An 18,709-nucleotide genomic window follows, 5' to 3' on the forward strand; every position below is an offset into this window, starting at 1 on the left:
TCCGTCAACCGCAGGCACGCAGGCCGCACAGGAAGGCGGGCGTGGCGACATCGTCCAGCGCGGCGATCACCGCATCGCGCATCTCGCTGGTGCTGGCCTTGCCGCCGATATCGCGGCTGTGCGGACCCTGGTTGAGCACATGCGCCACGGCGGCTTCGACGGTGGTGGCTTCGATCTCCAGCCCCAGCGAATGACGCAGCAGCAGCGCGGCAGACAGGATCGCGCCCAGCGGATTGGCTACGTTCTGGCCGGCGATATCCGGTGCCGAACCATGGATCGGCTCGTACAGGCCGACCTTGCCTTCGCCCAGCGATGCGGAGGGCAGCAGGCCCAGCGAGCCGGCCAGCGCGGCGGCTTCGTCGGTGAGGATGTCGCCGAACAGGTTCTCGGTGACGACCACGTCGTAGCGCGACGGCTGCGTCAGCAGCAGCATCGCCATGGAGTCGACCAACTGGTGTTCCAGCTTCACATCCGGATATTCGGCGGCGATGCGCGTGACGGTGCTGCGCCACAGGCGCGAGGTTTCCAGCACGTTGGCCTTGTCCACCGAGGTGACATGCTGGCGGCGCTCGCGCGCCAGCTCGAAGGCGCGGCGCGTGACGCGTTCCACTTCCGCCACGGTGTATTTGCATTCGTCCGTGGCGGTATCGGCGGTGCGCGTCTTGGCGCCGAAATAAGCGCCGCCGGTGAGTTCGCGCACGAACAGCACGTCGACGTTCTTCAGCTTTTCGTTCTTCAGCGGCGACAGCGCGGCGAGTGCCGGATGCACCTGCAGCGGACGCAGGTTGGCGAACACGCCGAGGGCGGCGCGCAGTGCCAGCAGTCCTTGTTCGGGGCGCACCTTGGCCTGCGGATCGGACCATTTCGGGCCGCCGACGGCGCCGAGGAAGACCGCATCGGCGCGCTTGCACGCCTCGAGCGTGGCGGCGGGCAGCGGCTCGCCGGTGGCGTCGATGGCGCAGCCACCGATCAGCTGCGTTTCGAATTCGAAGGTGTAGCCGCTGCGTTCGGCTACGGCTTGCAGGACGGCAACGGCCGCGTCGGTAACTTCCGGACCTACGCCGTCGCCGGGCAGGGTAACGATGCGCGCTTTCATGCCGCCTTCTCCTGTTGATGTTCGTAATGGGTGATCGCGTCGCCGTGCTGCAGCAGGAAGCCGAGCTGGTCGACGCCGTTGAGCAGGCAGTGCCGCGCGAACGGCTCCAGCTCGAACTGGATGTGGCCTCCGTCCGGCAGCTGGATGGTCTGTGCGCGCACGTCGATGGACAGCTCGATGCCCGGGTTTTTCAGAAGCCACTGGTGCTCGGGCTCGTTCAGCTCGATGGCGAGCAGCCCGTTTTTCAGTGCGTTGCCGCGGAAGATGTCGGCGATCTCGCTGCACAGCACCGCCTGGATGCCGTAGTCGAGCAGCGCCCACGGAGCGTGCTCGCGCGACGAGCCGCAGCCGAAATTGCGGCCGGCCACCAGGATGCTGCAGCTGCGGGTGGTGGGGCGGTTGAGCGGGAAATCCGGGTTGTCGCTGCCATCCGGCAGATAGCGCCAGTCGTTGAAGCAATGCTTGCCCAGGCCGCTGCGCTCGGTGGTGGTGAGGAAGCGCGCGGGAATGATGCGGTCGGTGTCGATGTTTTCATCGAGCAGCACCGCGGTGCGCGAATGGATGCGGGTTACGGGCTTCATGCGGCAGCCTCCGTCAGGTACTCGCGCGGATCGGTGATCACGCCGGCAATGGCAGACGCGGCGGCGGTGGCGGGGCTGGCCAGCACGGTGCGTGCGCCCTTGCCCTGGCGGCCTTCGAAATTGCGGTTGGAGGTGCTCACCACCAGTTGGCCCGGTTCGGCCAGGTCGCCGTTCATGGCGATGCACATCGAGCAGCCCGGAATGCGCCATTCCGCACCGGCAGCGATGAAGACCTCATGCAGGCCTTCTTTTTCCGCATCGCGGCGCACGGCCTCGGAGCCGGGCACCACCAGCATGCGCACGCCCTCGGCGATGTGATGGCCGCGCAATACATTCGCCGCTTCGCGCAGATCCGGCAGGCGCGAGTTGGTGCAGCTGCCGATGAACACCACGTCCACCGCCGTGCCCTGCATCGGCTGCCGCGGCCGCACGTGCATGTAGTTCAGCGCGCGCTGCTCGACGGCATTGCGCGCGGTGGGTACGGGTTCGTCCATCGCGATCGCCATGCCCGGATGGGTGCCGTAGGTGACGGTGGGGCGGATCTGGCTGGCGTCGATGCGCACTTCGCTGTCGTAGCCGGCGCCTTCATCGGTATGCAATTCGCGCCAGCGCTGCACCGCGGCGTCCCACGCTGCGCCCTGCGGCGCGCGCGGGCGATCCTTCAGCCAGGCGAAGGTGGTTTCGTCCGGTGCGATCAGGCCGGCGCGTGCGCCCGCCTCGATCGACATATTGCAGACCGTCATGCGCTCTTCCATCGACAAGGCCTGGATGGCGGCGCCGCGGTATTCGATGACGTGGCCGGTGCCGCCGTCGACGCCGATCACGCCGATGATGTGCAGGATCAGGTCCTTGGCGCTGATGCCGCGCGACAGCGCGCCGTCGACATGGATGGCGAGCGTCTTGGGCTTGCGCTGCAGCAGGCACTGCGTGGCCATTACATGGCCGACTTCGGTGGTGCCGATGCCGAACGCCAGGGCGCCGAATGCGCCATGGGTGGAGGTGTGGCTGTCGCCGCAGACGATGGTCATGCCTGGCTGGGTGGCGCCGAGCTCCGGGCCGATGACGTGCACGATGCCGCGGTCATGGCTGTCCCAGCCGTACAGCTGCACGTCGAATTCGCGGCAATTGGTTTCCAGCTGGGAGACCTGCGCCTTGGCTTCGGCATTGGTGTAGGGGCGCTCGCCATTGGCCTTCGGCGGCAGGGTGGGGGTGGAGTGGTCGAGCGTGGCCAGCGTGCGGTCGGGGCGGCGCAGTTTCAGTCCGCGCGCGCGCAGTTCGCTGAAGGCCTGTGGCGAGGTGACTTCGTGCACCAGGTGCAGGTCGACGTACAGCACGGCCGGCGTGTCGGCTGTTTCGGGTGCTACCACATGGGCGTCCCAGATTTTTTCAAATAGCGTGCGGGCGCTCATGCGGCCTCCTTCGCGGTGGTGGTTTCGACGTGGGTGAGCCAGTGATGGCGGTCCGGGGTGTGGCCGCTGAACAGGCCGAAAAACGCGTCGCGCAGCGCGCGCGTGATCGGGCCGGGTTTGCCATGGCCCACGGCTTTGCGATCGACCGAACGCACCGGCGTGATTTCCGCGGCGGTGCCGGTCATGAACACTTCGTCTGCGCTGTACAGCGCTTCGCGCGGGAGATCGCGCTCTTCCACCGCAATGCCAAGCTCGCCGGCCAGCGTGATCACCGAATCGCGCGTGATGCCGGCCAGGATGCCGGCGCTCGACGGCGGCGTGAGCAGCTTGCCGCGCTTGACCAGGAACAGGTTTTCGCCGGCGCCCTCGCTGAGCAGGCCGTTGTGGCCCAGCGCAATGCCTTCGTCATAGCCGCCGCGGCGCGCTTCCAGACCGATCAGCTGGCTGCTGAGATAGTTGCCGCCGGCCTTGGCCCAGCTCGGCAAGGTGTTCGGTGCCGGGCGATGCCACGACGACACGCACACATCCGCGCCGACTTCCGCCGCTTCACCCAGATAAGCGCCCCATTCCAGTGCCATGATCGCGACGTCGACGGGCGCGCCGTCCCTGGGGAGAACGCCGAGCCCGCCGGCGCCGCGAAACACGATCGGACGTACATAAGCGGAGGCCATCCGATTGGCGCGAATCACTTCCAGGCAAGCTGCGTTGATCTCTTCTTCGCTGTAGCCGATCTCGATCTCGTACACCCGCGCCGACTCGAACAGGCGCCGGGTGTGCTCCGCCAGGCGGAAATAGGCCGGCCCCTGCGGCGTGGCGTACACGCGCTCGCCTTCGAACACGGACGAGCCGTAATGCAACGCGTGCGCGCTGACGTGGACGGTGGCTTCGGCCCAGGGCTTGATGCGCCCGTTGTGCCAAAGGAAGGCAGTGCTCATGGTGCGACTCCTTGCGACTTCATGGCTTGGGCGGCGTGATGTTCGCCCTGGCGCTCGATGCGATTGACGATGGCCAGCGCCGCATGCGCGGTGGCTTCGATGATGTCGGTGCTGACGCTGCTGCCGTTCCAGTCGCGCTGTGCATGGCGGGCGGTGAGCTGCGCATGGCCCTGCGCATCGCCGCCTTCGCTGATCGCGCGCACCTGGAAGCCGGTGAGTTCCATATCGGTGCCGGTAGCGCGCTCGATGGCGCGCAGCACGGCATCGACCGGGCCGTCGCCGATCGCCGCTTCGCCTACTTCGTGGCCGTCTTCATGGCTGAGCTTGACCGTGGCCGAGGCGCTGCTGCCCAGGTGCGAGCTGGTGTTGAGCTGGGTGAGGTGCCAGGGGCCGGTTGCGTCCGGATCCTGGCCGATCGCCAGCGCTTCCAGATCTTCGTCGCGGATCTCGCGCTTGCGGTCGGCCAGCGCCTTGAAGCGCTTGAAGATACCGTCCATGGCGTGGTCGTCCACGTGGTGGCCGAGTGCTTCCAGGCGCTGGCGCAGCGCATGGCGGCCGGAATGCTTGCCCAGCACCAGCGTGGTTTCGGCAATGCCCACATCCTGCGGACGCATGATTTCGTAGGTGCTGCGGTGCTTGAGCATGCCGTGCTGGTGGATGCCCGATTCGTGCGCAAAGGCGTTTTCGCCGACCACGGCCTTGTTGCGCGGCACCGCTTGCCCGGTCAGCTGGGTCAGCAGGCGCGAAGTGGGATACAGCTTGCGCGTATCGATGCCGGTGCTCAGGCCGAAATGCGGCGCGCGAACCTTCAGCGCCATCACGATTTCTTCCAGCGCGGCATTGCCGGCGCGTTCGCCGATGCCGTTGATGGTGCATTCCACCTGGCGCGCACCGGCGCTGACCGCCGCCAGGCTGTTGGCCACGGCCATGCCCAGGTCGTCGTGGCAATGGGCGGAGAACACCGCCTTGTGGGCGTCGCGCACGTGCCGGCGCAGATAGGTGAACAGCTCGACCATTTCAGCGGGCGTGGTGTAGCCCACGGTGTCGGGCGCGTTGAGCGTGGTGGCGCCGGCGGCGATGGCGGCGCTGAAGACTTCGGCCAGGAAGTCCGGCTCGGTGCGCAACGCATCTTCGGCGGAGAACTCCACGTCGGCGCAGTACTTGCGTGCCCGTTCGATGGAGGCGACGGCGGTTTCCAGCACCTGCTGCTTGCTCATGCCGAGCTTGTGTTCGCGATGCAGCGGGCTGGTGGAGAGAAACAGGTGAATGCGCGATTGCCGGGCGCGTTCCAGTGCGCGGGCGGCGGTGTCGATGTCGCCGGTCTGACATCGCGCCAGTGCGCAAACGGTGGTGTGGTGCAAGGTGCGGGCGATTTCTTCGACGGCGGCAAAATCGTCGGGCGAGGCCTGCGGGAAGCCGGCTTCCAGGATGTCCACGCCGAGGGTTTCCAGCGCTTGTGCCATGCACAATTTGGTGCGTCGGTCCATGGAAAATCCGGGGGCCTGTTCGCCGTCGCGCAAGGTGGTGTCGAAGATCCGTACCCGGTCTTCGGCGCTCTCGCTGTCGCCGTTCGATTCGTTCGCTGGTGCAGTTTCGGTGGTCATGTCTGGCTCCGTTTTGGGCGGTGCCGAGGGCAACAAAAAACCCCGCATCCTGGTCGGGTGCGGGGTTCTTTGGGGTATCTAGGTTATTTCTAATCTACCTGGACACACGCCCTCAGCCCGCACCTCCGTTGGTAATAAGGAGTACGAGTACAAGGGAAATAAGAAGGAGGCCGCCGAGCTGCAGCGTGGCGAGGTCCGATGGAGGTCGGATCGCGCTGGTGATGTAGCGGTGGCTGTTGCGTTGCGGCATGTCGTCGACCGTAAGGCAGACCCTTGCGGGCTGTCAATCATTTTTTTATGAAAATTTTTCCGAATTGTCCGTTCGGTCGCGGATGGACGGATGGACGTCCATATCCAAAGCGGTATTTCAAATGAAACTGTTTCACCGGTAACCAATGAAGAAAGCGTGATGCCACGCCGGTGCACCGGTTGAAGCCGTTGAACTCGCCCGCCTCGCCATGATCGTCCGTGCGCGATCCGATTTTTGGATTGATCGCACGCGCATGGTGTTGATCAGGGTGTGCTGCATTATTCGGGTTTTTCTCTGCATGAAGCTATTGGGACCATGATGATTTTGCTGGCATGGATGCGGTTCGCCATGGCCAACCATGTTGCTGGTGCTCACCCAAGGATCGAGTCTGCGCATGCGGATCTGCCGCTGCACCGATTCCGATATGGCCCGGTCTCGCCGCCGCGGCCTTGACCGGGGAGCTTGCTGGGCGTTTTGGCCGGACCCGCTACCATGGGCGGCATGAGTTCCCGTCCCGCCCCTCTGACCCGGCGCCTGGCCAGACGTTTATTGCCGCTGGGCCGTTTCGCCAAATCCCAGTCCGCCACGCTGCCGGCCTTCGCCGTCGCGGCCGGCGACGTGCAGACCCTGGACGATCCTGCGGCATTCCGCAGCACCCTGTTTGCCCTGATCGCGCAGGCCTCGCGCCGCATCGTGCTGGTGGCGCTGTACCTGCAGGACGACGATTCCGGCCGCGAGCTGCTCGACGCGCTGTACGCCGCTTGCGCGCGCCAGCCCGGGCTGGCGGTGGATATCTATGTCGACTGGCACCGGGCGCGGCGCGGGCTGATCGGCAAAGCTGCGAGCGAGGGCAATGCGGCGATGTATCGCGACTATGCCGCGCGCTTGGGCGATCGCGTGGCGGTGTATGGCGTACCGGTGCAGAACCGCGAACTGTTTGGCGTGCTGCATGTGAAGGGTTTCGTGATCGATGACGCGGTGCTCTACAGCGGCGCCAGCGTCAACGATGTGTATCTGGCTCGCCACGGGCGTTACCGTCTGGATCGCTATCACCTGGTCCGGCATGCGGGCCTGGCCGACAGCATGGCTGGCTTTGCGCAGCGCTATTTGCGCGACAGCGATGCGGTGCAAAGGCTGAGCCGCTCGCCACTGCCGTCCACCCGCGAGCTGCAGCCGGCGATACGCCAGCTGCGCAAGCAATTGCAGCATGCGCATTACCAGGTACCGCGCCATCCGTTGCCGGAGCACGGCATTGCGGTGACGCCGATTGCCGGCTTCGGCCGCAGCGGCAACCAGCTCAACGACACCTTGCTGGCGCTGTTGCGCGAGGCGCGCCAGCGTGTGGTGCTGTTTACGCCGTACTTCAACCTGCCGCGCCCGGTGCGCGCGGTGCTGGGCCAACTGCTGCGCCGCGGCTGCACCATCGACATCATGGTCGGCGACAAGACCGCCAACGACTTCTACATCCCGCCGACGGAGCCGTTCCGCAAAATCGGCCTGCTGCCTTATTTATACGAAAGCAACTTGCGCCGCTTCGCCCGCCCGCATCGCACACATATGCTGCGCGGGCAGTTGAACCTGTGGCTGTGGCGCGATGGCGATAACAGCTATCACCTGAAAGGCCTGCTGATCGACCAGGAGGTCGCCGTCGTCACCGGCAACAACCTCAATCCGCGCGCCTGGGCGCTGGATCTGGAAAATGCACTGGTGCTGCGCGATCCCTCGCATCAGCTGATCGGGCAGCACGAGGCCGAGTGGGCGGCGCTGCGCCGGCACGCCACGCGGCTCACCGACTATCACACGCTGGACAACCCGCGGCGCTACCCGCTGGAAGTGCGCAAGCTGCTGCGGCGGCTCAGCCGCGTACGGCTGGACCGCCTGATCAATCGTCTGCTCTGAGCCGAGGTAGCGGGCGATTCAGGCGGTTAGCCGGAGCAGGCGCATATCCAGCCAGCGCTGCACGTCCGGCCATTCGCCGGCAAGAATCGAGTAGCACACCGTATCGCGCAGGCTGCCATCGGGGCGGCGCTTGTGCGCGCGCAGGATGCCATCGCGCTGGGCGCCCAGGCGCTCGATCGCGCGCTGCGAATCCAGGTTGAAGCGGTCGGTGTGGAACTCGACCGCGACGCAGCCCAGAGTCTCGAAGGCGTGCTTGAGCAACAGCCGCTTGCAGGCGGTATTCAGATGGCTTTTCTGCCAACGCTTGGCGTACCAGGTGTAGCCGATGGCGATTCGCGGCAGCGCCGGGTCGAAGTCGTAGTAGCGCGTGGTGCCGACGATGTCGCCGCTGCTTTTTTCGCGCACGGCGAACGGCTGCATCAGATTGGCGGCCAGACCCGCCAGCGCTTTTTCGATATATGCCCCGGACTGGCCAGGCGCGGGCGCGCTGGTGAACCAGAGCTTCCACAGTTCGCCATCGGCAGCGGCCGCTTCGAGCTCGGCGGTGTGCTGCAGGCCGAGGGGTTCGAGCAGGACATGGCTGTCCTGGAGGGAGACCGGGGCGAGTGCTGGCATGTGGAGACGCGCGTGAGGGCGGGGCGCCCATACTAGCCCGTAAGGCGGGCCGCTCAGGCGTCGAGATCGGGAATCAGCTTGCTTTCCAGCCGCGCGATGGCGTCCTTCAGGAGCAGTTTGCGCTTCTTCATGCGGGTGATCTGCAGCTCGTCGCAGCCGATCGAGGTGACCAGCTGTTCGATGGCGCTGTCCAGGTCCCGGTGCTCTTGGCGCAATTCGGCCAGGAGATGGACGAGCTGGGTCGGATCCTGAGCCTGCATGGCGTGCGATGGCATTGGGCGGCGGTAGAGCGACAATTGTAGCGCGCCCGAATGACCTGGGTGGGACAGGTACAATGGGCGCTTGCCCGCCCGCCGATCCACCGCCATGTCCGCCCAGTCCGACGTCATTCCCCTGGAAATCACCCGCAAACAGGCCTATGAAGCCGGCAAGCTGGCCAAGCGCCTGCGCCACCAGGTCGGCCAGGCGATTGCCGACTTCAACATGATCGAAGACGGCGACAAGGTGATGGTCTGCCTGTCCGGCGGCAAGGATTCCTACACCATGCTGGATATCCTGCTGTCGCTGCAGGCCAAGGCACCGGTGCGCTTCGAACTGATTGCGGTGAACCTGGACCAGAAGCAGCCGGATTTTCCCGAGCACGTGCTGCCGCAGTACCTGGGCGAGCGCGGTATTCCGTTCCACATCATCGAGCAGGACACCTACAGCACGGTGACGCGGGTGATTCCCGCGGGCAAGACCATGTGCAGCCTGTGCTCGCGCCTGCGCCGCGGCGCGCTGTATAGGTGGGCGGCCGCCAACGGCGTCAGCAAGATCGCGCTGGGCCATCACCGCGACGATATCCTCGGCACGTTTTTCCTCAACTTGTTCTATCAGGCCAGTCTGAAGGCGATGCCGCCAAAATTGCGTTCGGACGATGGCCGCCACGTGGTGATCCGGCCCTTGGCCTACTGCAAGGAAAGCGACATTGCCGAATATGCCGCCGACAGGCAGTTTCCGATCATTCCCTGTAATCTCTGCGGCTCGCAGGAAAACCTGCAACGCAAGGCGGTGAGCCGCATGTTGCAGGATTGGGAGCGCCAGTTTCCGGGCCGCAGCGAAACCATGTTTCGTGCGCTGGGCAATGTGGCGCCCTCGCAATTGGCGGATCGCCAGCTGTTCGACTTCGTCTCGCTGGGCTCCCGCGAGGGTGCGCAAAGGGCGGATGTCCACGGCTGGCTGGCGGGAACCGACGGCACATAACTAGAATCCAGGCGGACGTTTAGACGTCCATATTTCCTTCCCCTCAGTATCGAGCATAGCCGTGTCCCTTTTTGCATCCGTTGAAATGACCCCGGGCGATCCGATCCTGGGACTTACCGAAGCCTTCGTGGCCGACACCCGTCCCGGCAAGGTGAACCTGGGCGTGGGCATTTATTACGACGAAAGCGGCCGGATTCCGCTGCTGCGCGCCGTGCGCGAAGTAGAAGAGGCGCTGGCACGCGAGGCCAAGCCGCGCGGCTACCTGCCGATCGACGGCCTGCCGGCCTATACGCAGGCCACGCAGAAACTGGTATTCGGCCCCGATTCGTCGCTGCTGGCCGCCGGCCGCGTTGCAACCTCGCAGACTGTCGGCGGCAGCGGCGCGCTGCGCGTGGGTGCGGACTTGCTGCGCAAGGCGTTGCCCAAGGCCAAGGTGGCGATCAGCAGCCCGAGTTGGGAAAACCATCGCGTGGTGTTCAACGCCGCCGGTTTCGAAGTGGTGGACTACGCCTATTACGACGCCGCCACGCATGGCCTGGATTTCGCCGGCATGCTCGCCGACCTGGGCAAGCTGGAACCGGGCACGATCGTGCTGCTGCATGCCTGCTGCCATAACCCCACCGGCGTGGACTTGTCGGTGGAACAGTGGAAGCAGGTGGTGGCGCTGGTGAAGGACCGCGGCCTGCTGCCGTTCATCGATATGGCCTACCAGGGCTTCGACAAGGGCATCGACGCCGATGCGGCGGCGGTGCGCCTGTTCGCCGACTCGGGCATCGAATCCTTCGTGGTCGCCAACTCCTATTCGAAGTCGTTCTCGCTGTATGGCGAGCGCGTGGGCGCGCTGTCGATCGTCGGCGCCAACCGCGAAGAGGCGCAGCGGGTGCAGTCGCTGGTCAAGCGCATCATCCGTTCGATCTATTCCAGCCCGTCCACCCATGGCGGCGCGCTGGTGGCCGGCGTGCTCAACAGCGTGGAACTGCGTGCGTTGTGGGAGCAGGAGCTGACCGAGATGCGCGAGCGCATCCACGCGATGCGCGCCGGCATGGTGGAAAAGCTCGCCGCGCATGGCGCGCCGCAATTCAGCTTCATTCAGCAGCAGGCGGGCATGTTCTCGTATTCGGGACTGAGCAAGGCGCAAGTGGACCGGTTGCGCGAAGAGCACGCCATCTACGCCATCGGTACCGGCCGCATCTGCGTGGCAGCACTCAATCGAGGTAATCTCGACAACGTGGTTGCCGCAGTCGCGGCGGTTATTCGCTGAATTCCCGTTATGACTGATCGTTCCCCGGCGTTTGGCCGGGGAGCGAGGCTTGCGGCCTGCGCAAGCCTGGACATCTTTCTTCAGACCTCTGCCTGCTACGCGGGAAGAGGGCAAATCATTCACCGGATCCTGCATGTTTTTCCGCAATCTCACGCTATTTCGCTTTTCGCCCTCCGTCGCCGACGACCTGCAACGCCTGGAAGAAGCCTTGGGCGAACATCGCCTGCGTCCCTGCGGCCCGCTGGAAATGGGCACGCGCGGCTTCGTGCCGCCGGTGGGGCGTGGCGATGAGGCGGCCATGACGCATGCGGTGAAGTCCTGCACGCTGCTGACCGTAGGCGCCGAGGAAAAGCTGCTGCCTTCGGCAGTGGTGAACGATGAACTGCAGCGCAAGGTGCAGAAAATCGCCGAAGAGGAAGGTCGCAAGGTCGGCGGCCGCGAGCGCAAGCGGCTCAAGGAAGATTTGCTCACCGAATTGTTGCCGCGCGCCTTCGTGCGCAGCTCGCGCATGTCGGCCTATGTGGATCGCAAGCACGGCTGGCTGGTGCTGGATACCTCCAGCCGCAAGTCGGCGGAAAACGCGCTTACCCAGGTCCGCGAAGCACTGGGCAGTTTCCCGGCAGTGCCGCTGGCGCCGGAAGAAGGTCCGCGCGTGCTGATGACCGACTGGCTCGCCAACGGCAACCTGCCGGGTGGCCTCGCGCTGGGCGATGAATGCGAGCTGCGTGATCCGGCTACTGCCACCGGCGCCATCGCGCGCTGCCGCCGCCAGGATCTGGATGCGGAAGAGGTGAAAGAGCATCTGCGCAACGGCAAGCAGGTGTTCCAGCTCGGCCTGGTGTTCGACGAGCGCATGAGCTTCGTGCTGGGCGAAGACCTGGTCGTGCGCAAGCTGAAATTCCTCGATGTGGTGCTCGACGAACTGGGCGACAGCCAGGTCGATGCCGCCGCCGAAATGGACGCACGCTTCGCCCTGCTGACGCTGGAGCTGGAGCGCCTGCTGAGCAAGCTGGAAGAGTGGTTCGGCCTGCCCCGGCCGGAGTGATACAGGGCTGTATCCGGACCGGCTTCCGGGCCCCCCGGCCCCCCTTTCCGGGGCAGGGGGCACCCCCGCCCCCGTCCCAGCCGGACTGAGATCGGCGCCACGCCGGGCTTCCCGCCCGAGCGGCAAAAAAGCCCTTGCGCCAGGGCCCCGCCACCCCACATTCTGGCTTGAGCCAGGGGCCGTTCCGGCCCCTTCGGCAGCAGTTCTGAAGGCAGGATCATGGCGTACCTCGACGGCGACTGGCTGGAGTTGGCGACACCCAGCGGCAATACCATTCGCGTGCTCAAAGCTTCGCACCCGCGTGCGCGGCGTTTGCGCCTGACGGTATCGCCGAAGGGAGCGCGCATCACGTATCCGCAAGGTACGCATCCGTCCCAGGTCAATGCCTTTCTTCGCCACAACGCCGACTGGCTGGAGAAAAAGCTCGACGAGCTGAACCTGGTGGTGGAACCGCTGCCGCCGCTGCGCCTGGGCACACCGATCGAATTTCTGTTGCGCGGCGAAACCGCCACGCTGGATTGGGCCGAAGGCGCGTATCCGCGCGTAGTGGCTTATGAAGGCGGTTTGACGCTGGAGATCCCGCGCCCGCACAGCCGCGCCTTGCCGGTTGCGCGCGGCCTGCTCGCTTCCTACTTCGAAAACCAGATTCGGCGCGACGTATCGCGCTGGCTCGCCGGCTATGTGCCGCAGCTCGGGCTGGCGCCCACTGCCTTGCGCGTGCGGCCGATGAAGAGTCTGTGGGGCAGCCTGGATACGCGCGATCGCATCAACCTCGACCTGGCGTTGGCCCTGGCGCCTCCGGCGGCGTTGCGCTACGTGCTGGCGCACGAGCTTTGCCACCTGAAGGTGCGCAATCACTCGCCGCGCTTCTGGGCGCACGTGGAGTCGATCTTCCCGGACTGGCGCGAGCAGCGCGACTGGCTGCGCCAGAACGGCGCCACGCTGAAGGCGGAGCTGGACCGGCTGATCGCCGACGTCGCCGATTGAGGCGACCCTGTCGTTCCTACTTCCGGCACCCGCGGTACGCGCTGCCGCGGCGATAGACTGCATCCACTGCAGCCCAGGGGCACGGCGATGTCGATGTCGATCGGTGGCTTGTTTGAAGGGGTATGGGTGCTCTGGCTCCTGTACTGGGGTATCAGCGCGATTGGCGTGAAGTCTGCGGTACGCGTCGAATCCGGCGTTTCGCGCTTTCTCAAATACTGGCTGCCGATCATCGTGGCGGTGGCGGTGTTGTCGAACGCGCACGACTGGCTGCATGGCACCGTGCTGACCCGGCGTTTCGTACCCGCCGCAGCATGGATCGTGTGGCTCGGTTTCGCACTGACCGTGGCCGGCCTTGCCTTCACCTGCTGGGCGCGGGTGATCCTCGGGCGCAACTGGAGCGGCGTGGTGCAGCTCAAGCAGGACCATGAGCTGATCGTGCGCGGCCCTTACAGCATCGTGCGCCATCCCATTTATACCGGCTTGCTGTTTGCCTTCCTGGGCACCTCGCTGGCCATCGGCGAATGGCGCGCGTTGCTGGCGGCCTTGATCGTGGGGCTCTCGTTCTGGCGCAAGTTGCGACTGGAGGAGCGCTGGCTGTGCGAATTGTTCGGCGAGCAGTACCGCAATTACATGCGACGCGTAAAGGCGCTGGTGCCGTGGCTGCTGTAGATCGACAGCTACGCGTAAGTGGAATTTCAGCGTAATTTTGTGCGCCTTTTTGCCCATGCCGACTACCTGCAATCAGGCGCTGTCCCGGACATGTGCACCGCTTCACGGCGTACAGGCGGTGGAATAGACTGCCGCCACATGTCAGGGGGAATACCAATGTCTCGATGGTTATTTGCAGCGGCCGCAAGCCTGCTGTGCTGCACCGCCTATGCCGATTCGATCGATGTGCCCGCGCTGAAGTCAGGCGATAGCTGGGTCTATACCTACACCACCGAAAACGGTCAGCGCGGCTGGTCGCAGAAGGATGAGGAAATAGCGGTCGAGCGCGTAACCGGCGAAGACGTGCTGATCACGCTCAATCAAAAGGGCTCCAATCAACCGCCGGCGGAAGAACTGCGCGGGCTGGACTGGAGCCACACCGTCGACATCAATGGCAAGCAGCAGATGGTCAGCCAGCCATTGTCGTTTCCGCTGCACGAAGGCAAGAAGTGGGAACTGAGCTTCACCCAGGCCAACCCGGATCCCAAGCTCACCAGCCGGACCACCCAATGCAAATACGCGGTGACCGGATGGGAAGATGTGCAGGTTCCTGCCGGTAAATTCCATGCGCTCAAGGTGGAATGCGATGGTCAGTGGTCGGCCGACCTCGCGCCCGGCGTGAACGTGGCTCAGCTGGGTTCGGCCACGCAGTCGGGCACCACCATGGTGTCGCAGACTCAGCGCGTGGTGCCGCACACGGTAACCGGGCGCATCTATCGCGCTTACTGGTACGTGCCCACGGTGAAGCGCTACGTCAAGGCGGTGGAAGAGAACTACAACGGCAGCGGTTTCCGCACCTATCGGCTTACCGAAGAGCTGGATTCGTTCAAGCCGGCAGGCTGATGCCCGAGCAGCCGGATGCAGCAGGCATCCGGCGCGCTCTACCTGCGCGCTGTGCCAACAGCCGTGGGATTTGAATCAGATCCGCCGCGGGCCCGGCCATTGCGCACGGGCCGCGGCGTCTTCGACCGTCATGCCGGCGCCCTCGGTGGCGCGCACCGGCACTGTCGACGGATCGAAATTTTCCAGGCAGAACACGTTGACCCCGAAGTGGTCGGGTGCGGCGCGCTTGTTGTGAAACACGTAGATGCCGCAATGCCGGCAGAAGTAATGCCGGGCACGGCGGGTGTTCCATTGATAGAGCGCCAGCGCTTCTTCACCCTGCAGCAGAGTCAGCGCCGATTCGGGCACTTTCAGCATCAGCGCATTGCGCATGCGGCATAGCGAGCAGTCGCAGGTGGTGAGCTCGGTGACTGCCGCCTGCACGCGAAACTGCACGCTGCCGCAATGGCAGCTGCCTGCGAACGTTTGCAGTGGCGCGTCTTGCTGCATGGCCGGGTTGGTCAGTGCTGCAGCACAAAGCTGGTCAGCACCTGCGCGAACTCCTGCGGCTTCTCCATCTGCGGCATGTGATTGCAGCCATTGAGGATGCTGGTGCTGATCGCCGGTGCATGGCTGAGCCCGTTGCGCAGGCTGTCCAGCGCGGACACATCGATGATCTTGTCGTCGCGGCACCACATGCCGAGCGTCGGCATGGTCAGCTTGTCGAGGCGGTCCTGCAGCGAGGTGGTCTGCGCCGGCTCGCGCAGTTCGTTGAAGGTGTTTTCGATAAAGCTGCGGTTCTTGAGGTTGTCCTTCACGAACACATCGATAAAGCGGCCGGGAATGTTCGGCACGTGCTCGAAGGCCAGCGACGTGGCGCGTTCGAAGCCGGCGCGATCGTCGTAGATAAACGGATCCTTGCCTGCCAGCGCCTGTTTGGCGAAGTCGTTTTCCTTGAACTTCAGGCCGAAGGAATCGACCAGCGCCAGTTCGGCCACGTCCTGCGGATGATCGGCAGCATAGACGCCGGCGATCGCGCCGCCCATCGAATGACCCACCAGCAGTGAGTGCTGCAGGTGCAGGGTCTGCACGAAATCGTTGAGGCGCGCGGCCTGGTTATCGATGTTGTAGCTGGCCCCGGCAATGCGCGAGGATTCGCCCCAGCCCGGCAGGTCCGGAATCACCACGCGGAAATGCGCGGTCAGCATCGGTGCCACCTTCAGCCACACTTCCTTGTTTGCGGCAAAGCCGTGCAACAGCACGATGGTCGGGCCCTGGCCGCCTTCGTAGTAAACCCAGTTGGTGTCGCCGGCCTGCACCGTGTGCTTTTCCAGGCCGGCGTTCATCGCCTCGCGCATGGCATTGGCGCGTAGCAGCCACTGCGGCGCAAACAGATAGCTGCCGCCCAGCAGCACGATCAGCAGGGCGGCCACGATGCCCAGGAATTTAAGGCGCCGGATCAGCAGGCGCTGCCAGAGGGGGCGGGCGTTGGCGGGTGTGCTCATATGCGTGACTCGCGGTAAACGATGCTTTATGGATCTGGGTCAATGCAGTTTCAACCGTGCCATCCCGGCACTGGCCGGGATGGCTGCCGGTGTGGTCTGCACTCAGTGCTTGCCGGCCTTGGCCTTCGCGATCAACCCTTCGACGGCCTGCTGGGTCAGCGGGTGATAGCCGCTTTTCGCCTTGGCATACACCTGTTCGGCGAAGGCTAGTCCATCGGGTGTCTTCACCAGCGCCGCATACAGCGGCATGGTCAGATACAGGCGGCCGATGCGCGTCATATGTTCTGCGGCAGCGGGCCACGCGGCCTTGTCGCCGGCATTGATCGCATGCACATACCAGCGCATGCCGATTTCAGCATTCGGCGTGCCGGTGAGATGCCAAGCCGCATCGATCTGCTGCATCTTAGCCAGCGGCGGCGCATCCGGCAGACCGTCGAGGAAGTACATCCATTCCTGCGTATTCCAGCCCTTGGCATCGAGCTTGTCTGCGCTCAGCGTGCCGGCCAGGAAGGCGCTGCGCTGCTGGTCGATGCTGGCGAAGCTCGGCGACTGCGGCAGCGGTGCGTTTTTCGGAATGCCGGTGCCGTAGACCCAATCCTGCACTTCAGCCCAGCTCATCTTGCCGGGATATTTGTCGATCAGGTTCGGCTTGAGAAAGTCGAGCATCTGCTCGGTGGTGATGCTCTGGAAGGCGAAGTGATCGAAGTAGCTCTTCAGATAGTTGTCGAAGGTTTCGCGGCCAAAGCGCTGTTCCAGCGTGCGCAGGAACCACGAACCCTTGTTGTACGCCACGTCGGAGAGCGAGTCGTCGGCGTCGACATGGCCGGGTTTGGGCGCCAGCCGCTGCGCGTTTTCCGGCATGTCCGGCAGTTCTTTCTGCAGGCTGTGAATATCGAGCAGGGCTTCTTCATTGGCCTGGCGCGTGCCGTACAGCGCCTCGGTGATGCGACCCTGCACGTAGGTGGTGATGCCTTCGTTGAGCCAGATGTCACGCCACGATGCGGCGGTGATCAGGTTGCCCGACCAGGAATGCGCCAGCTCGTGCGCCACCAGCGACACCAGGCTCTTGTCGCCGACCAGCACGGTCGGCGTGGCGAAGGTCATGTTCGGATTTTCCATGCCGCCATACGGGAAGCTCGGCGGCAGCACCAGGATGTCGTAGCGGCCCCAGCGATACGGGCCGTACAACTGCTCAGCCGTGGCAATCATCTTTTCGGTGTCTTCGAACTCATGCGCAGCTTTGCCCACCACTGACGGTTCCGCATACACCGCCGAGCGCGGACCGGTTTCCTTCACCGCCAGATCGCCGGCCGCAATCGCCAGCAGATACGACGGAATCGGGTGCGTCTGGGTGAAGCTGAAATGGCCGTTCAACGCATGCACGGGATCGTTCGGCGCGCTCATCGCCACGCGCGTATCCGCCGGCGCGCTGACATCGGCGTCATACGTAAAGCGGATGGCCGGCGAATCCTGCAGCGGTACCCAGGAGCGTGCATGGATCGATTCGGACTGCGAAAACATGAAAGGCTGCTTTTTGTCAGCCGTCTGCGCCGGCGGTAGCCACTGCAGGCCGCTGGCCTCCGGCGAGGTGGTGTAGACGATGCGCACTTCGTGCGGACGCTGCGGCGTCTGGATGGTGAGCTTACTGCCCAGCTGCTTGTCGCGCGGCGCCAGCGCATAACGCAAGGGGGTGCGCTTGCCGCCGGCATCCACGGCTTCCACGCTGGCGATGCGCAAGTCGCGCGTATCGAGCACCAGCGCGCTGGCCTTGGGATCCTTCCAGTCCAGCGTCAACGTGGCCTGGCCGTCGAGCTGGCGCTGGGGGAAATCGAGCTTCAGCTGCAGATCCAGGTGGGTTACGCGCACCTCATCGGGCTGCGCATAGGAATAAGGATCGTTGGCATGGGCTGCCAGCGGCAGCGCCAGCGCGCCTAGCGCCAGGGTACGAAGCGGGAACATCGTGCGGCTTCCAGTGGGACGTGAGAGCGGCGAGTATGCCACCGCCGCCCCGTTGGCCGCCCGCCCCGCGGGTGGGGTCAGGGTAACTCGTTGGTGCTGAAGGGGTCGTCCGCGTAGGCGTGCATGGTGGGCAGGTGGCCCGGCTGGGCGCGTACCCGCGCGATCCATGCGCGCAGGTGCGCAAAATCCTGCAGCGAAAAGCCCGCCTCTTCGGCACGGCTGGTGTAGGCGAACACGGCGATGTCGGCAATGCTGTAGCCGTGTTCGGTGAGAAATGCGCGCGTGGCCAGTTCGCGATCCAGGATCTGCAGTGAACGCAATCCAGCTCGGCGTTTCATCTCCACCAGGGGCGGAGTGCGACGTTCCAGCTTGCCGGTGAGCGTCCAGTAACGCAGCGAACCGATCACCGATTCCACCCGCTCCTGCTCGAAGCTCAGCCACTGCTGCACCTTGGCGCGGCCGAAAGCGTCATCCGGCAAGTACGGCGTGCCGGCAGCGAGAAAGCACAGAATCGCGCTCGATTCGGACAGCACGCGCCCATCGTCGAGCCGAATCGCGGGCACCGTGCCGGTAGGGCTGATGGCCAGATAATCCGCGGTGCGGCCTTCACCTTCGAAAATGCGAATGGTTACCGTGCGATGCGGTGTTTGCAGATGCTGCAGCAGCTGGCGAATCTTCCAGGCGTTCTCGGAGGCTGGGTAGTCGAACAGGGTGAGCATGTGGATATCCGTTGCGGGAAGATTTGCAGCTTATCCAGGCTATCCGTCCCGACCCATCCGTTTCTTGCGCCC

General features: G+C 64.8%; 18 protein-coding genes. 7 read left to right on the forward strand and 11 right to left on the reverse strand.

All coding sequences use genetic code 11. The features are described 5' to 3' along the window. Positions 1–4 precede the first annotated feature (4 nt). Genes leuB through IGX34_RS07080 form a run of 5 tightly spaced genes read right to left on the reverse strand, consistent with a single transcriptional unit; the run spans position 5 to position 5,625 of the window. A complete protein-coding gene (gene leuB / locus IGX34_RS07060) occupies positions 5–1,096 on the reverse strand; it encodes a 3-isopropylmalate dehydrogenase (protein WP_192555009.1) in 1,092 nt (363 codons plus the stop codon). Beyond that, entirely contained in the window at positions 1,093–1,677 is a 585-nt protein-coding gene (gene leuD, locus IGX34_RS07065) for a 3-isopropylmalate dehydratase small subunit (protein ID WP_192555010.1), read from the reverse strand. The genes leuB and leuD overlap by 4 nt, the downstream gene beginning before the upstream one ends. Further along, a complete protein-coding gene (leuC, locus tag IGX34_RS07070) occupies positions 1,674–3,086 on the reverse strand; it encodes a 3-isopropylmalate dehydratase large subunit (RefSeq protein WP_192555011.1) in 1,413 nt (470 codons plus the stop codon). The genes leuD and leuC overlap by 4 nt, the downstream gene beginning before the upstream one ends. Then, positions 3,083–4,021 carry a branched-chain amino acid transaminase gene (locus IGX34_RS07075; protein ID WP_192555012.1) on the reverse strand — a complete coding sequence of 313 codons (939 nt, stop codon included), beginning with the start codon at positions 4,019–4,021 and terminating at the stop codon, positions 3,083–3,085. Before IGX34_RS07075 ends, leuC begins: the two co-directional genes overlap by 4 nt. Next, positions 4,018–5,625 carry a 2-isopropylmalate synthase gene (locus IGX34_RS07080; RefSeq protein ID WP_192555013.1) on the reverse strand — a complete coding sequence of 536 codons (1,608 nt, stop codon included), beginning with the start codon at positions 5,623–5,625 and terminating at the stop codon, positions 4,018–4,020. The genes IGX34_RS07075 and IGX34_RS07080 overlap by 4 nt, the downstream gene beginning before the upstream one ends. 751 nt (positions 5,626–6,376) lie before the next feature. Between IGX34_RS07080 and pssA the strand changes: the two genes are divergently transcribed. Beyond that, positions 6,377–7,774: a CDP-diacylglycerol--serine O-phosphatidyltransferase gene (gene pssA / locus IGX34_RS07085; RefSeq protein ID WP_192555014.1), complete on the forward strand. Its 1,398-nt coding sequence runs from the start codon at positions 6,377–6,379 to the stop codon at positions 7,772–7,774. Between the two features lie 18 nt (positions 7,775–7,792). Here pssA and IGX34_RS07090 read toward each other — a convergent pair whose 3' ends face one another. After that, entirely contained in the window at positions 7,793–8,389 is a 597-nt protein-coding gene (locus IGX34_RS07090) for a GNAT family N-acetyltransferase (RefSeq protein WP_192555015.1), read from the reverse strand. Between the two features lie 53 nt (positions 8,390–8,442). Beyond that, the gene (locus IGX34_RS07095) at positions 8,443–8,649 is read right to left on the reverse strand and encodes a YdcH family protein (protein ID WP_192555264.1); all 207 of its coding nucleotides are present in this window, start codon (positions 8,647–8,649) and stop codon (positions 8,443–8,445) included. A gap of 106 nt (positions 8,650–8,755) precedes the next feature. On the opposite strand from IGX34_RS07095, the gene ttcA reads away from it, so the two are divergent. From ttcA to IGX34_RS07125, 6 genes are all read left to right on the forward strand, one after another. After that, a complete protein-coding gene (gene ttcA, locus IGX34_RS07100; RefSeq protein WP_192555016.1) occupies positions 8,756–9,631 on the forward strand; it encodes a tRNA 2-thiocytidine(32) synthetase TtcA in 876 nt (291 codons plus the stop codon). A 61-nt stretch (positions 9,632–9,692) separates the two neighbouring features. Continuing rightward, on the forward strand, positions 9,693–10,892 hold the full coding sequence (locus IGX34_RS07105; protein WP_192555017.1) for an aromatic amino acid transaminase: 1,200 nt from the start codon (positions 9,693–9,695) through the stop codon (positions 10,890–10,892). Between the two features lie 133 nt (positions 10,893–11,025). After that, positions 11,026–11,937 (forward strand): recombination-associated protein RdgC, encoded by a 912-nt coding sequence (locus tag IGX34_RS07110; RefSeq protein ID WP_192555018.1) that lies wholly within the window; start codon positions 11,026–11,028, stop codon positions 11,935–11,937. A gap of 219 nt (positions 11,938–12,156) precedes the next feature. Next, positions 12,157–12,924 (forward strand): M48 family metallopeptidase, encoded by a 768-nt coding sequence (locus tag IGX34_RS07115; protein WP_225737293.1) that lies wholly within the window; start codon positions 12,157–12,159, stop codon positions 12,922–12,924. An 87-nt stretch (positions 12,925–13,011) separates the two neighbouring features. After that, on the forward strand, positions 13,012–13,593 hold the full coding sequence (locus IGX34_RS07120; protein ID WP_192555019.1) for a methyltransferase family protein: 582 nt from the start codon (positions 13,012–13,014) through the stop codon (positions 13,591–13,593). A 156-nt stretch (positions 13,594–13,749) separates the two neighbouring features. Beyond that, complete coding sequence (locus IGX34_RS07125; protein WP_192555020.1) at positions 13,750–14,475, forward strand: hypothetical protein; 726 nt, start codon at positions 13,750–13,752, stop codon at positions 14,473–14,475. 75 nt (positions 14,476–14,550) lie between these two features. Here the strand turns inward: IGX34_RS07125 and IGX34_RS07130 are convergent, their stop codons facing one another. From IGX34_RS07130 to IGX34_RS07145, 4 genes are all read right to left on the reverse strand, one after another. Beyond that, positions 14,551–14,964, reverse strand: coding sequence for a GFA family protein (locus IGX34_RS07130; protein ID WP_192555021.1), 414 nt, complete (start codon positions 14,962–14,964; stop codon positions 14,551–14,553). A gap of 11 nt (positions 14,965–14,975) precedes the next feature. Further along, a complete protein-coding gene (locus IGX34_RS07135; RefSeq protein ID WP_225737294.1) occupies positions 14,976–15,959 on the reverse strand; it encodes an alpha/beta fold hydrolase in 984 nt (327 codons plus the stop codon). A 102-nt stretch (positions 15,960–16,061) separates the two neighbouring features. After that, positions 16,062–17,918, reverse strand: a complete 1,857-nt coding sequence (locus tag IGX34_RS07140) for a M1 family metallopeptidase (protein ID WP_192555022.1) — start codon at positions 17,916–17,918, stop codon at positions 16,062–16,064. A 77-nt stretch (positions 17,919–17,995) separates the two neighbouring features. Beyond that, the gene (locus IGX34_RS07145) at positions 17,996–18,637 is read right to left on the reverse strand and encodes a glutathione S-transferase family protein (RefSeq protein ID WP_192555023.1); all 642 of its coding nucleotides are present in this window, start codon (positions 18,635–18,637) and stop codon (positions 17,996–17,998) included. Between the last annotated feature and the right edge of the window lie 72 nt (positions 18,638–18,709).

The organism is Dyella acidiphila (assembly GCF_014863405.1).
GTDB classification, from domain to species: domain Bacteria; phylum Pseudomonadota; class Gammaproteobacteria; order Xanthomonadales; family Rhodanobacteraceae; genus Dyella_B; species Dyella_B acidiphila.